18 protein-coding genes are annotated in these 15,904 nt (G+C 75.7%); 5 read left to right on the forward strand and 13 right to left on the reverse strand.

The features are described from left to right. Positions 1–3: 3 nt before the first annotated feature. The 9 genes from ACI79D_RS06320 to ACI79D_RS06360 form a co-directional block, all read right to left on the reverse strand. Entirely contained in the window at positions 4–1,203 is a 1,200-nt protein-coding gene (locus tag ACI79D_RS06320) for an alpha/beta fold hydrolase (RefSeq protein ID WP_456917496.1), read from the reverse strand. Next, a complete protein-coding gene (gene alr / locus ACI79D_RS06325; RefSeq protein WP_456917497.1) occupies positions 1,203–2,339 on the reverse strand; it encodes an alanine racemase in 1,137 nt (378 codons plus the stop codon). The genes ACI79D_RS06320 and alr overlap by 1 nt, the downstream gene beginning before the upstream one ends. Further along, entirely contained in the window at positions 2,336–3,793 is a 1,458-nt protein-coding gene (locus ACI79D_RS06330; RefSeq protein WP_456917498.1) for an NAD(P)H-hydrate dehydratase, read from the reverse strand. The genes alr and ACI79D_RS06330 overlap by 4 nt, the downstream gene beginning before the upstream one ends. Further along, a complete protein-coding gene (locus ACI79D_RS06335) occupies positions 3,790–4,197 on the reverse strand; it encodes a holo-ACP synthase (protein ID WP_456917499.1) in 408 nt (135 codons plus the stop codon). The genes ACI79D_RS06330 and ACI79D_RS06335 overlap by 4 nt, the downstream gene beginning before the upstream one ends. A 124-nt stretch (positions 4,198–4,321) precedes the next feature. Continuing rightward, positions 4,322–6,184, reverse strand: coding sequence for a glutamine--fructose-6-phosphate transaminase (isomerizing) (gene glmS / locus ACI79D_RS06340; protein ID WP_456917500.1), 1,863 nt, complete (start codon positions 6,182–6,184; stop codon positions 4,322–4,324). Positions 6,185–6,280: 96 nt separating this feature from the next. Further along, positions 6,281–7,624: a phosphoglucosamine mutase gene (gene glmM, locus ACI79D_RS06345; protein ID WP_456917501.1), complete on the reverse strand. Its 1,344-nt coding sequence runs from the start codon at positions 7,622–7,624 to the stop codon at positions 6,281–6,283. An 11-nt stretch (positions 7,625–7,635) separates the two neighbouring features. Beyond that, the gene (rpsI, locus tag ACI79D_RS06350; RefSeq protein ID WP_456917502.1) at positions 7,636–8,055 is read right to left on the reverse strand and encodes a 30S ribosomal protein S9; all 420 of its coding nucleotides are present in this window, start codon (positions 8,053–8,055) and stop codon (positions 7,636–7,638) included. After that, on the reverse strand, positions 8,052–8,495 hold the full coding sequence (gene rplM, locus ACI79D_RS06355; protein WP_456909039.1) for a 50S ribosomal protein L13: 444 nt from the start codon (positions 8,493–8,495) through the stop codon (positions 8,052–8,054). The genes rpsI and rplM overlap by 4 nt, the downstream gene beginning before the upstream one ends. Positions 8,496–8,654: 159 nt before the next feature. Next, the gene (locus tag ACI79D_RS06360) at positions 8,655–9,140 is read right to left on the reverse strand and encodes a beta-class carbonic anhydrase (protein WP_456917503.1); all 486 of its coding nucleotides are present in this window, start codon (positions 9,138–9,140) and stop codon (positions 8,655–8,657) included. A 281-nt stretch (positions 9,141–9,421) separates the two neighbouring features. Between ACI79D_RS06360 and moeA the strand changes: the two genes are divergently transcribed. From moeA to ACI79D_RS06375, 3 genes are all read left to right on the forward strand, one after another. Continuing rightward, positions 9,422–10,615, forward strand: coding sequence for a molybdopterin molybdotransferase MoeA (moeA, locus tag ACI79D_RS06365; RefSeq protein ID WP_456917504.1), 1,194 nt, complete (start codon positions 9,422–9,424; stop codon positions 10,613–10,615). A 79-nt stretch (positions 10,616–10,694) separates the two neighbouring features. Further along, entirely contained in the window at positions 10,695–11,243 is a 549-nt protein-coding gene (gene moaC, locus ACI79D_RS06370; protein ID WP_456917505.1) for a cyclic pyranopterin monophosphate synthase MoaC, read from the forward strand. Then, positions 11,240–11,731 (forward strand): MogA/MoaB family molybdenum cofactor biosynthesis protein, encoded by a 492-nt coding sequence (locus ACI79D_RS06375; RefSeq protein ID WP_456917506.1) that lies wholly within the window; start codon positions 11,240–11,242, stop codon positions 11,729–11,731. Before moaC ends, ACI79D_RS06375 begins: the two co-directional genes overlap by 4 nt. 94 nt (positions 11,732–11,825) lie before the next feature. On the opposite strand, the gene fdhD is transcribed toward ACI79D_RS06375, so the two are convergent. After that, positions 11,826–12,656, reverse strand: coding sequence for a formate dehydrogenase accessory sulfurtransferase FdhD (gene fdhD / locus ACI79D_RS06380; protein WP_456917507.1), 831 nt, complete (start codon positions 12,654–12,656; stop codon positions 11,826–11,828). A 42-nt stretch (positions 12,657–12,698) separates the two neighbouring features. Here fdhD and mobA point away from each other — a divergent pair, with 42 nt between their 5' ends. Both mobA and ACI79D_RS06390 read left to right on the forward strand, forming a co-directional pair. Beyond that, positions 12,699–13,310 (forward strand): molybdenum cofactor guanylyltransferase, encoded by a 612-nt coding sequence (gene mobA, locus ACI79D_RS06385; RefSeq protein WP_456917508.1) that lies wholly within the window; start codon positions 12,699–12,701, stop codon positions 13,308–13,310. Positions 13,311–13,320: 10 nt separating this feature from the next. Next, positions 13,321–13,983, forward strand: coding sequence for an NAD(P)H-binding protein (locus ACI79D_RS06390; RefSeq protein WP_456917509.1), 663 nt, complete (start codon positions 13,321–13,323; stop codon positions 13,981–13,983). Between the two features lie 4 nt (positions 13,984–13,987). Here ACI79D_RS06390 and truA read toward each other — a convergent pair whose 3' ends face one another. The 3 genes from truA to rplQ are packed head-to-tail and all read right to left on the reverse strand — an operon-like array spanning position 13,988 to position 15,886. Then, the gene (gene truA, locus ACI79D_RS06395; RefSeq protein WP_456917510.1) at positions 13,988–14,869 is read right to left on the reverse strand and encodes a tRNA pseudouridine(38-40) synthase TruA; all 882 of its coding nucleotides are present in this window, start codon (positions 14,867–14,869) and stop codon (positions 13,988–13,990) included. Then, positions 14,841–15,224 (reverse strand): hypothetical protein, encoded by a 384-nt coding sequence (locus tag ACI79D_RS06400; RefSeq protein WP_456917511.1) that lies wholly within the window; start codon positions 15,222–15,224, stop codon positions 14,841–14,843. Before ACI79D_RS06400 ends, truA begins: the two co-directional genes overlap by 29 nt. After that, positions 15,221–15,886, reverse strand: a complete 666-nt coding sequence (gene rplQ / locus ACI79D_RS06405; protein ID WP_456917512.1) for a 50S ribosomal protein L17 — start codon at positions 15,884–15,886, stop codon at positions 15,221–15,223. The genes ACI79D_RS06400 and rplQ overlap by 4 nt, the downstream gene beginning before the upstream one ends. Positions 15,887–15,904 lie beyond the last annotated feature (18 nt).

Genomic DNA, 15,904 nt, shown 5'->3' on the forward strand with positions numbered 1-15,904 from the left:
TCCTCAGTGCTCTGACGCGTCGTTGTGGTCGGCCACCGCCGGGCTCTGTGCGATCACCCGCCGCAGCAGCGCCGAGAGCGCGGCGGTCACCTCGTCGGGCTTCTCGAGCAGCACCATGTGGCCGGCGTCCTGCACCGTCACGTAGTCGCTGTCCGGCAGCCGCTCGACGATCGCGTCGCTGTGCTGGCTGGGGATGAGCGTGTCCTTGGCCCCCGTGAGCACCAGCGTCGGGATGCCGCGCATCGGCTCCAGCGCGGCGGTGTGGTCCATGCCGGCCAGCGCCGGGTAGAACTCCGCGATCACCTCGACCGGCGTGCCGGCGATCATCGAGTCGACATAGCGCCCGAGGGCCGGGTCCACGTCGGCCGACGCGAAGGACAGGGCCCACGTCACGTGCGAGATGAGGTCGGCGGCCAGCCGGCGGGTGCGCTCGGCGAAGGCCGGACGGCGGCGCATCGTGAACGCCGCCACCGGGAGGAAGGCAGCCCGCACCCGGGTGAGCAGCTCGGGCATCCCGAAGTCCAGGTCGGCCAGGTTCCCGCTGGAGGTGCTCATCAGCGCGGCGCCGACGACCTTGGTGCCGAACAGCTCGGGCCGCAGCGCGGCCAGCGCCATGATCGTCATGCCGCCCATCGAGTGGCCGACCAGGACCACCGGTCCCCGCGGCGCCCGGCTCTCGATGACCCGGGCGAGGTCGCGGCCCAGCTGCTCCATCGTCGAGTGCTCGGCCGGTCCGCGACCGGAGGAGCCGTGGCCGCGCTGGTCGTAGAAGACCAGCCGGGCCTTCGGGCGGGAGCCGTTGGCGGTGGCGAGCTCCGCGCCCAGTGCCCGCCGCTGGAAGGTCCACGACGCCATCGACAGCGTGTAGCCGTGCACGAAGACGACGGTCAGCGGCGCGTCCGCCGGGCCGACCTCCTCCACGTCGAGCAGGACGCCGTCGTCGGCCAGGACCAGCGCCGTCCGGTCGGCGCGCCGCGCGGCCGGGCCCAGCGGGTCGTCCTCCCGCAGCTGCGCGTCGGTGGCCCCGGCCGGCAGCCCCGCCGCCGACCCCAGCCGCTCGGCGCCCACCCGGCGCGCCGCGGCGCGGCTGAGCCCGATGCCGACCGCGGTGCCGGCGGCGGCCAGGCCCAGGACGGCGCCGACGATGCCGACGCGGTGGTGCGGGGAGCCCTTCCTCGGGGCCGGCTGCTTGCGGGCCGCCATCAGACCGCGCCCGCCGAGCCCACGTGGCGGCGGGTGAACCGGCCCCCGACCCGGGTGACCAGCTCGTAGTGGATGGTGTCGACGGCGTCGGCCCACTGCTGCGCGGTCGGCTCGCCGCGATCCCCCGGCCCCCAGAGCACGACCTCGTCGCCGGCCTGCACCTCGGCGTCGCCGACGTCCAGCACGAACTGGTCCATGCAGACCCGGCCGGCGATGGTCCGGTGCGCTCCGGCGGCCAGGACGGGAGCGTGGTTGCCGGCCGCCCGCGGCACGCCGTCGGCGTACCCGACCGGCACGAGGACGAGGGTGGTCTCGGCCTCCGGGAAGTAGGTGTGCCCGTAGGAGACGCCCACCCCGGCCGGGACCCGCTTGGTCAGCGCCACCGAAGCCCGGACCGTCATCGCCGGGCGCAGGCCGTGCACGGCGGGATCCCCGCCGAGCGGGTCCAGGCCGTAGATCGCGACACCGGGCCGGACCATGTCGTACCAGGTCTCGGGCAGGGCGACGGTCGCCGCGGAGTTGGCCATGTGCCGCCGGGCGTCGGTCAGCCCGGCCGTGCGGGCGATCGCGACGGCCTGCTCGAACACCCGGACCTGCGCGCCGATCGTCGGGTGCGTCGGGGCGTCGGCGTAGGCCATGTGGCTCCACAGCCCGACCACCTCGACCTCGCCGCCGGCCTGCGCCCGTGCCGCCGCGGCCACCAGACCGGGCCAGTCGGCCTCGGTGGCGCCCTCGCGGGAGAGCCCGGTGTCGGCGAACAGGTGCACCCGGGCGGTGCGGCCGGTGGCGCGGGCCGCCGCCACCACCTCGGCCAGGGCCCACTCGGCGCTGACGGAGAGCTCGACGTCGGCGGTGAGCGCGGCGGCGTAGTCGGTGCCGGGGGCGTGCAGCCAGGCGAGCACGGGGGCGGTGATGCCGGCCGCGCGCAGCGCCAGCGCCTCCTCCAGGACGGCGACCCCGAGCGCGTCGGCGCCACCGGCCAGGGCGGCGCGGGCCGCGGGGAGCATGCCGTGCCCGTAGCCGTCGGCCTTGACCACCGCCATCAGCGGCCGCCCGACCCGCTCGCGCAGCACCGCGGTGTTGGCGGCGATGGCGTCCAGGTCGACGAGGATCTCCGCGCGGGCTCGGTCGGTCACGTCCCCGAGTCTCCCAGGCGGCCGGCCGGGGCCCCGTGCAGGCGGGCCAGCGTCGCGGGCAACCGGCGGACCAGGTCCCCGGCGATCAGCGGGCCGTGCTCGGCGGCCGCCTGCCCCGCGCGGCCGTGCACGTGCGCGGCCACCGCCGCCGCCTCGACCGCCGGCAGCCCGGTGGCCAACAGCGCCCCGCCGATGCCGGAGAGCACGTCACCGGTACCGGCCGTGGCCAGCCACGGGGTGCCGGTGCCGTTGACGAACGCGGTGCCGTCGGGCGCGGCGACCACCGTGGCGTCGCCCTTGAGCAGCACGACGGCGCCCAGGTCGGCGGCCAGCCGGCGGGCCGAGCCGATCCGGTCCGCGGTGACGTCGGCGCCGAACCGGGCGAACTCCCGGTCGTGCGGGGTCAGCACGGTGGGAGCGCCGCGGTCGCGCACCAGCTCCGGCTGCTGCGCGGCCATCGTCAGCGCGTCGGCGTCCACCAATACCGGCAGGTCGGTGGCCAGCACCTCGGCCAGCACGCTGCGCGCGTCGTCGTCGGTGCCCATGCCGGGGCCCACCACCCAGGCCTGCACGCGGCCGGCGTCGCCGGGCCGGCCCTCGGTGACGATCACCTCCGGCCAGGCGGCGCGCACCCCCTCCGCCGCCGTCCCCGCGTAGCGGACCAGGCCCGGCCGGGTCCGCAGCGCCGCCCCGGTGCACAGGACGGCGGCCCCCGGGTAGGTCGACGAGCCGGCGACGATGCCCACCACGCCCTGCGTGTACTTGTCGTCGCCGGCGTGCGGCGGCCGGATCCGCGCCGCGACGTCGGCGTCGGCCAGCCGGCGGACCGACGCGGCCGGCAGGTCCAGCCCGATCTCGACGAGGTGGACCGTCCCCGCGTACCCGCGGCCCTCCCCCACCACCAGCCCGGGCTTGACCGCGCCGAAGGTCACCGTGTGCTGGGCGGGGAACGCCGCGCCTCGCACCGCGCCCGTGTCGGCGTCGACGCCGCTGGGCACGTCGACGGCGACCATCAGCCCGGGCCCGGTGGCCGCCTGCTCGACCAGCGCGGCGGCCGCCGGACGCAGCCCGCCGGCGCCGCCGATGCCGACGACCCCGTCCAGCACGAGGTCGGCGCGGTCGAGCCCGGTGGGCCCGTCGGGGCCGGCGACCCGCCCACCGGCGGCCCGCAGCGCGGCGAGGCCGGCCGGGTGGGCGCGCTCGGCGTCCAGGAGGACGGCGGTCACCCGCGCGCCGCGCCGGGCGAGGGCGGCGCCGGCGAACAGCGCGTCCCCGCCGTTGTTGCCGGCGCCCACCAAGGCGGTGACCCGGACGCCGACGGCCCGGCCCAGCAGCCGCAGGCACACCGTCGCCAGCCCCGTGGCGGCCCGCTGCATCAGCGTGCCCTCGGGCGTGGCGGCGAGCAGCGGCGCCTCCGCGGCGCGCACCTCCTCGGCGGTGTGGAGCCCGATCACGGCGCCTCGTCCTGAGCACCCGTTGCCGCCCGCCCGACCCCCTCGGCGACCACCACGGCCGACGCGATGCCGCCATCGTGGCTCAGGGACACGTGCCAGGAGCTGACGCCGAGCTGGGCGGCCCGGCCGGCGACGCTGCCCCGGACCTGCAGGTGCGGCCGACCGTGCTCGCCCACGGTGACCTCGGCGTCGTGCCAGCGCAGGTCTCCGGGGGCGCCGAGGGCCTTGGCGAGGGCCTCCTTGGCCGCGAAGCGGGCGGCCAGCGACTCCCCCGTGCGCGGTGTCCCCGAGGGTGTGCGCTGCTCGGCGGCGGTGAACAGGCGGTCGCGCAGCCCGGGCGTGCGGACCAGTGAGGCGGCGAAACGGTCCACCGGCACCACGTCGATGCCGACCCCGATGATCACCCGGTCAGTCTGCCCTGCCGCCGTCCGGCCTGCGTGCCGGTGCGGACACCGACCTCAGCACAGCGCCGCCGACCTGGCGGTGTGTGGCGAGGTCGGCGGCGACAGAGTGCGGTCGGCGATCAGCTCACTCGACGGTGACCGACTTGGCCAGGTTGCGGGGCTGGTCGACGTCGTAGCCGCGGGTGTCGGCGATCTCGCAGGCGAGCACCTGCAGCGGCACCGAGGTGACCAGCGGCGCCATGAGCGTCGGGGTCTGCGGCACGCGGATGATGTGGTCGGCGTAGGGGACGACGTCCTCGTCGCCCTCCTCGGCGATCACGATCGTGCGCGCACCGCGGGCCCGGACCTCCTGGATGTTGGAGACCACCTTGCCGTGCACCGACTCCCGCGCCCGCGGTGAAGGCACCACGACGACGACCGGGGTGCCCTCGTCGATGAGCGCGATCGGGCCGTGCTTGAGCTCGCCGGCCGCGAACCCCTCGGCGTGGATGTAGGCGAGCTCCTTGAGCTTGAGCGCGCCCTCCAGCGCCACCGGGAAGGCGACGTGCCGGCCGAGGAACAGGATCGTGTCGGCGTCGGCCAGGGAGCGGCCGAGCTCGCGCACCGGCTCCATCTGGGACAGCACCTCGCGCACCGCCTCCGGCGTGCGGCGCAGCTCCTCGACGATCGTGGCGACCTCGTCGGCGAACTTGATGCCCCGGACCTGGGCGAGGAACAGCCCGACCAGGTAGCAGGCCACGATCTGGGCCAGGAAGCTCTTGGTCGAGGCGACCGCGACCTCGGGCCCGGCGTGGGTGTAGAGAACCGCGTCGGACTCGCGCGGGATGGTCGACCCGTTGACGTTGCAGATCGCCAGCACGCGGGCCTTCTGCTCCTTGGCGTGCCGCAGCGCCATCAGCGTGTCCATGGTCTCGCCGGACTGGCTGATGACGACGACCAGCGTGGAGCGGTCGAGCACCGGGTCGCGGTAGCGGAACTCGCTGGCCACCTCGACCTCGACCGGGATGCGGGTCCAGTGCTCGATGGCGTACTTGGCGATCAGCCCGGCGTGGTAGGAGGTGCCGCAGGAGACGACGAAGACCTTGTCGATCTCGCGCAGCTCCTGGTCGGACAGGCGCACCTCGTCGAGCACCAGCTCGCCGTTGTCGCCGAGCCGGCCCAGCAGGGTGTCGGCGACGGCCTGCGGCTGCTCGGCGATCTCCTTGAGCATGAACCAGTCGTGGCCGCCCTTCTCGGCGGCCGCGGCGTCCCAGTCCACGGTGTAGGCGGTCGGCTCGACGACCGTGCCGGCGAAGTCGGTGACCGTGAGGCCCCGCTCGCGGTCGATCTCGACGACCTGGTCCTGGCCGAGCTCCCGGGCCTCCCGGGTGTGCGCGATGAACGCGGCGACGTCGGAGCCCAGGAAGTACTCGCCGTCGCCGACGCCCACCACCAGCGGGCTGTTGCGGCGGGAGGCGACGAGGGTGTCGGGCTCGTCGGCGTGGGAGGCCACGAGGGTGAACGCACCCTCGAGCCGCCGGCTCACCGCGCGCATCGCCTCGGCCAGCCGGCCCGGGCCCTCCGGCGTCTCCGCGTAGTGCGCCGCGAGCAGGTGCGCGGCGACCTCGGTGTCGGTCTCGGAGGTGAACTCGACGCCGGCGGCCTCGCACTCGGCGCGCAGGGCGGCGAAGTTCTCGATGATCCCGTTGTGCACCACCGCGACCTTGCCGTCGGCGGACACGTGCGGGTGCGCATTGCGGTCGGTCGGCCCGCCGTGGGTGGCCCACCGGGTGTGCCCGAGGCCGATGGTCGCCGAGGGCAGGGGACGGTCGGCGAGGACCTTCTCCAGGTTGGCCAGCTTGCCGGCCTTCTTCGCCGTCGCCATCTCCCCGTCAGCGAGGACGGCGACGCCCGCCGAGTCGTACCCCCGGTACTCCAGCCGGCGCAGGCCGTCCAGGACGACGTCCAGGGCGTTCTGCGGGCCGACGTATCCCACGATTCCGCACATTGTCCCGAGGGTACCGGCGGAAGCGGACGCCACCGTCCCTCGCGACGGTGATCCACCCCTTCGTGCGGCGTAACGCTCGCCTCACTCGAACGAGGCTCAGTCGACGGAGGCGACGACCTCCGCGAGCCGGGCGGCGATGCCGTCGGCCTGCTCCTGGGTGGGCGCCTCGACCATCACGCGGACCAGCTGCTCGGTGCCCGACGGGCGCAGCAGCACCCGGCCGTCGTCGCCCAGCTCGGCCTCGCAGGCGTTCACCGCGGCGGCGACGGCGTCGCTCTCCACGACGGCCAGCCGGTCGCGGACCGGCACGTTGACCAGCACCTGCGGCAGCCGCTGCACGACCGAGGCCAGCTCCGCCAGCGACGAGCCGGTGGCCGCCATCCGCGACAGCAGCGCCAGGCCGGTGAGCAGCCCGTCGCCGGTGGTGGCGTGGTCGAGGAACACCAGGTGCCCGCTCTGCTCCCCACCGAGGCTGAGCCCCCGATCGCGCAGGGCCTCGAGCACGTAGCGGTCGCCGACGGCGGTCGTGTGCACGGCGATGCCGGCGTCGCGCATGGTGTGGTGGAAGCCGAGGTTGCTCATCACCGTGGCGACGACGGTGTCCCCGGCGAGCTCGCCGCGCTCCTTGAGCCCCAGCGCGCAGACGGCCAGGATCGCGTCGCCGTCGACCGGCTCCCCGGTCGCGCTCACCGCGAGGCAGCGGTCGGCGTCCCCGTCGTGGGCGATGCCCAGGTCGGCGCCGTGCGCCCGGACGGCCTCGGTCAGCGGCTCCAGGTGGGTGGAGCCGATGCCGTCGTTGATGTTCCAGCCGTCGGGTTCACCGCCGATGACGTGCACCGTGGCACCCGCCCGGCGGTAGACCTCGGGGGCGACGGAGGCGGCGGCGCCGTGCGCGCAGTCGACGACGAGGGTGAGGCCGGTCAGCGGCTTGTCCACCGTGGTCAGCAGGTGCTCGACGTAGGTCGCGGCGGCATCGGGCAGGTCGCGGACGCGCCCGATGTCGGCACCGGTGGGCCGGTGGGCTCCCGAGTCACCGGCGGCGACGACCTGCTCGATCGCGGCCTCGACGGCGTCGGGCAGCTTGTGCCCACCGCGGCTGAACAGCTTGATGCCGTTGTCGGGCATCGGGTTGTGACTGGCGGAGATCATCACGCCGAGGTCGGCGCCGGTGTGCGCCGTGAGGTGCGCGATCGCCGGGGTGGGCAGCACCCCGGCGCGCAGCACCTCCGCACCGGCACTGGCGAGGCCCGCCACGACGGCGGCCTCGAGCATCTCCCCGCTGGCGCGGGGGTCACGGCCGACGACCGCGACGGGACGCGAGGTCCCGTCGCGGTCGGCGAGCACGCCGGCGGCAGCACGTGCCACCGAGAGGGCCAACTCCGGCGTGAGGTCGGCGTTGGCCCGACCCCGGACGCCGTCGGTCCCGAAGAGGCGACCCACGGGCGTACCGGTCAGCGCTTCGAGTACTGAGGCGCCTTGCGCGCCTTCTTCAGGCCGTACTTCTTCCGCTCGGTGACGCGGGCGTCACGCGTGAGGAAGCCGGCCTTCTTGAGCGCCGGACGGTCCTCGGCCTCGACCTCGACCAGGGCGCGGGCGATCGCCAGGCGCAGCGCACCGGCCTGGCCGCTGACACCGCCACCCCGCAGGATGCCGACGACGTCGTACTGCTCGGCCTTCTCGAGGATCACGAACGGCTCACGGATGAGCTGCTGGTGCACCTTGTTCGGGAAGTAGTCCTCGATGGTGCGGCCGTTGAGGCGGAACTGGCCGGTGCCGGGCAGCAGCCGCACGCGGACGATGGCCTCCTTGCGCCGGCCGACGGTCTGCACCGGACGCCCCTCGGCGTCGGTCACGGTCAGTGCGCTGGTCACTGGGCCACCTGCTTGATCTCGTAGGGCTGGGGCTGCTGCGCGGCGTGCGGGTGCTCGGGCCCGGCGTACACCTTCAGCTTCTTGAGCATCTGCCGGCCCAGGCTGTTGTGCGGCAGCATCCCCTTGATCGCGCGCTCGATGACGCGGTCGGGGTGGGTCTTCAGCTGGTCGCCGACGTTGATGGTCTTGAGACCACCGGGGTGACCGGAGTGGCGGTAGGCGTTCTTCGTCTCCCGCTTGGTGCCGGTCAGAGCGACCTTGCCCGCGTTGACGATGACGACGAAGTCGCCGACGTCCACGTGCGGGGCGTACTGGGGCTTGTGCTTGCCGCGCAGCAGCTGCGCGGTCTGGCTGGCGAGTCGACCGAGCACCACGTCAGTGGCGTCGATGACGTGCCAGGCCCGGCTGACCTCGCCGGGCTTGGGGGTGTACGTGCGCACGGCGCTCGTGTCCTCCGTCGTCGTCGGATCGGCTGGTGGGATCGCCTCACCGAGCACGGGAGACGGTGCAGCACGCGCGGGCACCAGCCGGCCCGCGCGCCAGCCGATCACGATACCAGCCGGCGGCTCCCCGGCATCGAGCCGGAGCGGACGGACCGCTCAGCGCACCTCGTGCAACTGGCCGGACTCGACGTCGTAGACGGTGCCCCGGACCTCGCGGGAGAGCAGGTACGGGCTCTCGTGGATGAGCCGCATCGACTCGCGCACGTCCTCGTCGGCGTCGCGGAAGGCGCGCACCGCCCACGGGGGCCGACGCCCGGTGGCCTGCTCCACGAGATCGGCGAACGAGTTGTCGTCCGTGGCCTGCAGCCCGCACTGCGTGTGGTGCACGAGCAGGATCTCGCGGGTCCCGAGCACGTGCTGGGAGACGGTGAGCGAACGGACGACGTCCTCGGTGATGACGCCGCCGGCGTTGCGGATGACGTGCGCGTCGCCGACCTCGAGGCCGAGCATCTGGAACAGCGGCATCCGGGAGTCCATGCAGGCCACCACGGCGACGCGCCGGGCCGGACGGACGTCCTTCGAGCCGGGGAACCGCCGCGCCCAGGCCGTGTTGGCCGCCAGCATCCGGTCGATCTCGCTCACGCACACCCCTCCTGCCTACGCCTCCGCCGACCCTAGCGGCGGCGCCGGGCGGCCTCACCCCGGGACGGCGACCGGACCCTCAGGAAGGCCGGTGCCGGCCGACGACCCCCGCAGCGCGCCGGCGACAGGTCGGGCGGCCACCGGCGTGCGCCACCGTGCGGCAGGCCGCCGCCGCGGCCGCCCCTGCCGGGTCCTCCGGGCCGGCGCCGCGCCCCCCGGCGATCCGCTGGTCTCCTCCGGGCTCCCGGGTGCGGTCGTGGGCGATCGGTCAGGATGTGCCCGTGCGCACGGTCGAGGAACACCAGGCGGTCGTCGCCGCCCTCCTGCCGGACATGCCCGAGGAGGAGGTGGCGCTCGCCGCGGCGCACAACCGCGTCCTCGCGCGGGACCTGCCCGCCGCCGTGCCGCTCCCCGGCTTCGACAACTCCGCGATGGACGGGTACGCCGCGCGCTCGGCGGAGGTCTCCTCCCTGCCGGTCCGGCTGCCCGTCGCCGACGACATCCCCGCCGGTCGCACCGACGTCCGGCCCCTGGCGCCGGGGACCGTGCAGCGGATCATGACCGGCGCGCCCCTGCCGGCCGGCGCCGACGTCGTCGTGCCGGTGGAACTCACCGACGGCGGCACCGACGTGGTGGAGATCCGGGACGCGCCGGCGGCCGGCACCCACCTGCGCCGGGCCGGGGAGGACATCGCCGCGGGCACGGTGGCGCTGACCGCCGGGACCCCGCTGGGCGCCGCACAGCTGGGCCTGGCCGCCGCCGTCGGGGCCCGGACGCTGACCGTTCGCCGCCGCCCACGGGTGCTGGTGCTCTCCACCGGCAGCGAGCTGGTCGCCCCCGGCGAGCCGTTGCTGCCCGGCCAGATCTACGAGTCCAACTCCGCCCTGCTGGTCGCCGCGGTCGAGGACGCAGGCGGGACGGCCCGGCGGCTGCACTTCGTCCCCGACGACGTCGACCAGTTCCTCGCCACCGTGCGCGCCGAGCTGGCCACCGCCGACCTGCTGGTCACCAGCGGCGGTGTGAGCGCGGGCGCCTACGAGGTGGTCAAGGACGTCTTCCGGGCGCTGGGCACCGTCGAGTTCGTGAAGGTGGCGATGCAGCCGGGCGGCCCGCAGGGCGCGGGGACGGTGGACGGCGTCCCGGTGGTCACCCTCCCCGGGAACCCGGTGAGCTCCTTCGTGTCCTTCGAGGTCTTCGTACGGCCCGCGCTGCGCCGCGCGCTGGGGCACGCCACCCCCGGCCGGCTGCGCGCCCCGGCGACGCTGACCGCCCCGCTGCGCTCCCCCGCCGGCCGCCGCCAGTTCCTGCGCGGGCGCTTCGACGGCGGGCGGGTCTCCCAGGTCGGCGGCCCCGGGTCGCACCTGGTCGCGCACCTGGCCCGCGCCAACTGCCTGGTCGTCGTCCCCGAGGACGTCACCGAACTGCCCGCCGGCGCCCAGGTGGACGTCGTGCTGATCGAAGGAGCGCTCCAGTGAGTCGACGGCGCTGTGAGCATCGCAGCGAGCGCCGGCGAGCGAGGAGCGGAGCAGTGCCGGAGACGAACAGGAGTGCACAGTGACCGGTGACCCCACGAGCATCGACCCGACGGCGGACAACCCCACCCGCGAGGAGAGCGTGCACTCGCCCCTGGCCCAGGCGCCGCGGCTGACCCACGTCGACGCGGCCGGCGCCGCCCGCATGGTCGACGTCTCGGCCAAGCCGGTGACGGCCCGGGAGGCGACCGCGGCCGGACGGGTGCTGGTCAGCTCCGAGGTCGTCGCGCTCCTGCGCGGTGAGGGGGTGCCCAAGGGCGACGCGGTCGCCGTCGCGCGCATCGCCGGCATCGCCGGGGCCAAGCGGACGCCGGACCTGGTGCCGTTGTGCCACCCGATCGCGCTGCACGGCGTCACGGTGGACGTGACCGTGGCCGACGACGCGGTCGAGATCACCGCGACCGCGCGCACCGCCGACCGCACCGGGGTGGAGATGGAGGCGCTCACCTCCGTCGCCGTGGCCGGGCTGACCGTCATCGACATGGTCAAGGCGGTGGACCCGCGGGCGACGATCACCGACGTCCGGCTGCTGGCCAAGTCCGGCGGGAAGAGCGGGGAGTGGCGGAGATGAGCGAGCTGCCGGCCGACGCGCGCGCCGTGGTCGTCACCGCCTCCAACCGCGCCGCCGCCGGGGTCTACGCCGACCGCAGCGGGCAGGCGCTCGCCGAGGGGCTGCGGGAGCTGGGCTTCACCGTCGAGGGCCCGCACGTGCGCCCCGACGACGTCGCCGAGCTCGAGGTGGTGCTGCGCGAGGCGGTCGCCTCCGGCACCGACGTCGTCCTCACCACCGGCGGCACCGGGCTCTCCCCCACCGACGTCACCCCCGAGGCGACCCGTGCGGTGCTCGAACGGGAGGCCCCGGGCCTCGCCGAGGCGGTCCGCCGGTACGGCGAGCCGAAGGTGCCGACGTCGGTGCTCTCCCGGGGGCTGGCCGGCACGGCCGGGCGGACGCTCATCGTCAACCTGCCCGGCTCCACCGGCGGGGTGCGCGACGGGCTCGCGGTGCTCGGACCGCTGCTGCCGCACGTGGTCTCGCAACTGCGCGGCGGCGACCACTGAGCGATGACACTGCGACGCTCCGCGTCGCACCGCGGCCACGTACCGTCCCCGACCGGCGCTGAGCCCACTCCGGACTTCGTCGCGGGGCGGCTCCCTACTCGGGGAGGACCAGGCGCTCGCGGCGGGTGTAGACGTTGCAGCCGTCGCCGCGGAGGAACCCGACCAGGGTGATGCCGGCGTCGGCGGCGAGCTCCACGGCCAGCGACGACGGCGCCGACACCGCGGCCAGCACCGGGATGCCGGCCATCGCCGCCTTCTGGGTGAGCTCGAAGCTGGCCCGGCCGCTGACCATGAGGACGTGCCCGGCCAGCGGCAGCCGGCCCCCGCGCACCGCGTCGCCGACCACCTTGTCGACGGCGTTGTGCCGGCCGACGTCCTCCCGCAGCGCGACCAGCTCGCCCGCGGCGGTGAACAGGCCGGCCGCGTGCAGGCCGCCGGTCTTGTCGAACACCTGCTGGGCCGCGCGCAGCCGGTCGGGCAGCGCGAGCAGCGTCGACAGCTCCAGCCGGACGGCGTCGCCCGCGACGTCGTAGCGGGTCCGCGTCCGGATCGCCTCGATGCTGGCCTTGCCGCAGACGCCACAGGAGCTGGACGTGTAGAAGTTCCGGTCCAGCGCGGTGTCGGGCGCCTCCACCCCGGGGGCGAGGTCGACGTCGACGACGTTGTAGGTGTTGCGGCCGTCGGGGTCGACCGAGTCGCAGTAGCGCAGCCCCAGGACGTCGTCCGCGCTGCCGATCACGCCCTCGGTGGCGAGGAAGCCGTGCACCAGGTCGAAGTCGTCCCCCGGGGTCCGCATGGTCACCGCCAGCGGCGTGCCGGACAGGCGGATCTCCAGCGGCTCCTCCGCCGCCACGGTGTCCGGTCGGGTGGTGCGCGCCGAGCCGCGGATCCGCAGCACCGGCGTCCGGCTCGTGACTCGTCCCACGGAGGGCGACGGTACCCACGCCCGGGCCCTACGGTGCTGGCTGTGTCCGCGTTGCCGCCCTACGCCGCCGTCGTCCTGGCCGGCGGCCGCGCCGCGCGGATGGGCGGGCAGGCCAAGCCGCAGCTCGACGTCGGCGGCCGGACCATGCTGGCCGCCGTCCTCGCCGCGGCGGCCGACGCCGAGCCGCGGGTGGTCGTGGGCCCGCCGCAGCCGGTGCCCCCGGGTGTGCTCGTGGTCCGCGAGGAGCCGCCCCGGGGTGGGCCGGTGGCCGCGATGCGGGCCGGGCTGGCCGCCGTCCACACCGAGGTCGTCGCCGTGCTCGCCGGCGACCTGCCGTTCCTCACGCCCGACCTGATCCGCGCCCTGCGCGAACGGCTGACCGGCGACGGCGTGCTGGTCGTCGACGACACCGACCGCGACCAGCTGCTGCTCGGCGTGTGGCGGACCGCGGCGCTCCGGGGCGCCGTCGACGGGGTCACCGGCCCCACCTCGGTGCGCAAGGTGCTCGCCCCCCTGGCGGTGCGGCGGCTGCACCCGACCCTCACCCCAGGCCTGCCACCGCCCTGGACCGACTGCGACACCCCCGCCGACCTCGCCCGGGCGCGCGCCGCGGCCGCCGAGGTGGCCCGGATGGGACGGCGGCGCCGCGGGTAGCCCACCGGCCATGCGCATCGTCGTCGCCGGCGCCCACGGGCAGGTCGCCCGCCGCCTCGGCCGCCTCCTGACCGGCCGCGGGGACACCGTGGCCGGCATCGTCCGCAACCCCGACCATCAGGCCGACCTGAGGGACGACGGCGTCGAGCCGGTCGTCCTGGACCTCGAGCAGGCCGCCGTCGACGAGGTCGCCGCGGTCGTGCGCGGGGCCGACGCGGTGGTCTTCGCCGCCGGGGCCGGTCCCGGCAGCGGCGCCGCCCGCAAGCACACGGTCGACCGCGGGGCGGCGGTGCTCCTGGCCGACGCCGCCGAGCGCGCCGGCGTCCGCCGGTACCTGCTGGTCTCCTCGATGGGGGTCCAGCAGGCGCGGCAGGGAACGCCGCAGGGCATGGACCCGGTGTTCGCCGCCTACCTGCAGGCCAAGTTGGCCGCCGAGGACGTCATCCTGCCGCGCGCCGGCCTGGACACGGTGGTGCTGCGGCCGGGACGGCTCACCGACGACCCCGGCACGGGACGGGTCACCCTGGCCCACGGTGTCGAGTACGGCGAGGTGCCCCGGGACGACGTCGCCGCCGTCCTGCTCGCCCTGCTCGACGCCGGGAAGACCGACGAGGTGGTGGAGCTCGTCAGCGGCCCCACCCCGATCCCCGAAGCGGTGGCGGCCCTGCCGTGACGGCTCAGTCGCGGCGGGCGCGGGTGACCAGCGCGCGGGCGGCGAGCTCCCCGGCGGGTGGGTAGTCCACCGCGACCAGCGTCAGGCCGCCGGCGGGGGCCACGACGACCTCACCGGCCCGTTCGGTCCGCGGCAGCAGGGAGGCCGGCCACTCGGGGGGACGGCGCCCCTCCCCCACCGCGAGCAGGGCCCCGACCAGGCTGCGCACCATCGAGTGGCAGAACGCGTCGGCCGAGGCGCGCACGAGCACCAGCGCGCCGTCCCGCTCGGCCGACAGCGCCAGGAGGGTGCGGACGGTGCTCGCACCCTCGCGGCGGCGGCAGAACGCGGCGAAGTCGTGCTCGCCGAGGAGCAGTCCGGCCGCCAGCGCCATCGCGTCGACGTCGAGGGCCCGCGGCCACCCGACGGTGTCGAACCGGCGCAGCGGGGGCGGACCCGCGTCGACGTCGGTGAGCCGGTAGACGTAGTGCCGGCGCAGGGCACCGAAGCGGGCGTCGAACTCCGGCGGCGCCTCGGTCACGGCGGTCACCGCGATGTCGGGTGCGAGGACCCCGCGGAGCCGGCGGACCAGCTTCAGGCGCTGCGCGTCCCAGACCCGGCGAGCGACGTCGACGTGCGCGACCTGGCCGGTGGCGTGCACCCCGGCGTCGGTGCGCCCGGCGACGGTCAGCTCGACCGGGGCGCGCAGTACCGTGCCCAGGGCCGCCTCGAGGTCGCCCTGCACGGTGCGCTGTCCCGGCTGGCGCGCCCAGCCGTGCAGCGCCGTGCCGTCGTAGGAGATCTCCAGCCGGAGACGGACGAGCCCGCCACCGGGGTCGGTGACGGGCTCGTCGGTGTGCTGAGGGTTCAGCGAGTGCTCACTTCGGGTCGGGCGCGGCGTCCCCACCCTCGGTGTGGGTGCCGGCCGTGGCGGCGTCCATCGTCTCGGCCGGGTTGACCTCGGCGGCCGCGGCCTTCTGCAGCTCTGGGGAGAGCGCCGGGTCGTCGACGAGCACCGTGTTCACCGGCTCTGGCTCGGGGGTGACGTTGCCGTCGTCCTGCCGCTCGCCGTCGGGGTTGTAGACGTCGGTGACGACCTGCTGCGCCTCGGCGTCGACCCCGCCACCGGTCACGGCCGGGGAGGTGTCGCCGCCGGGCCCGGTCGTCTCGCCCGCGAGGGTCGCGCCCTGGTCACCGCCGCTGGCGGGCACCCCGACGGCGCCGGCGTTGCCACCCTCGCCCGGGTTCGCCCGGTCGCTCATCGCGTGCCGTCCGTGTCCTCGGCGTCGGCGGTCGCGGCCTCGGGGGCCTCGGCCTCGGTGGTCGCGGCCTCGGTGGTCGCGGCCTCGGGGGCCTCGGCGTCGGGGGCCTCGGCGTCGGCGGCGTCGGCGTCGGCGGCGTCGCTGCCGACCTCGGCGTCCTCGCTGGCCTCGGCGGTCTCGTCGGCGTCGGCGGTCTCGAGCGCCTCGGCGGTGACCTCACCGGACGCCGCAGCCGCACCGGCGCCGGAGGCGAACTGGGTGCCGCGGGCGCGCTCGGCCTCGCCGACGGCCTCCTGGGCCACGGTCAGCCCCTCGACCAGCTCGATCACGGCCATGGGGGCGTTGTCGCCCTTGCGCGAACCGACCTTGGTGATGCGGGTGTAGCCGCCCGGCCGGTTCTCGTAGCGCGGACCGATCTCGGCGAACAGCTGGTGGACGACGTCCTTGTCCCGGATGACGGTCATCACCTGGCGACGGGCGTGCAGGTCACCGCGCTTGGCGAAGGTCACCAGCTTCTCGGCGAACGGGCGCAGCCGCTTCGCCTTCGCCTCGGTGGTGGTGATCCGCCCGTGCTCGAACAGCGACGTGGCCAGGTTGGCCAGCATCAGCCGCTCGTGCGCAGGGGACCCGCCGAGACGGGGGCCCTTGGTGGGGGTGGGCATGTCGGTCCTTCCTCAGGC

The organism is Geodermatophilus sp. SYSU D00708, from assembly GCF_054050115.1.

Bases quoted from the DNA above. Each gene is read 5' to 3' on its own strand.
- ACI79D_RS06320 (WP_456917496.1), bottom strand. From the start codon at position 1,203: ATGGCGGCCCGCAAGCAGCCGGCCCCGAGGAAGGGCTCCCCGCACCAC.
- ACI79D_RS06400 (WP_456917511.1), bottom strand. From the start codon at position 15,224: ATGAGCGACCGGGCGAACCCGGGCGAGGGTGGCAACGCCGGCGCCGTC.
- glmS (WP_456917500.1), bottom strand. From the start codon at position 6,184: ATGTGCGGAATCGTGGGATACGTCGGCCCGCAGAACGCCCTGGACGTC.
- ACI79D_RS06375 (WP_456917506.1), top strand. From the start codon at position 11,240: ATGAGCGAGCTGCCGGCCGACGCGCGCGCCGTGGTCGTCACCGCCTCC.
- ACI79D_RS06390 (WP_456917509.1), top strand. From the start codon at position 13,321: ATGCGCATCGTCGTCGCCGGCGCCCACGGGCAGGTCGCCCGCCGCCTC.
- rplQ (WP_456917512.1), bottom strand. From the start codon at position 15,886: ATGCCCACCCCCACCAAGGGCCCCCGTCTCGGCGGGTCCCCTGCGCAC.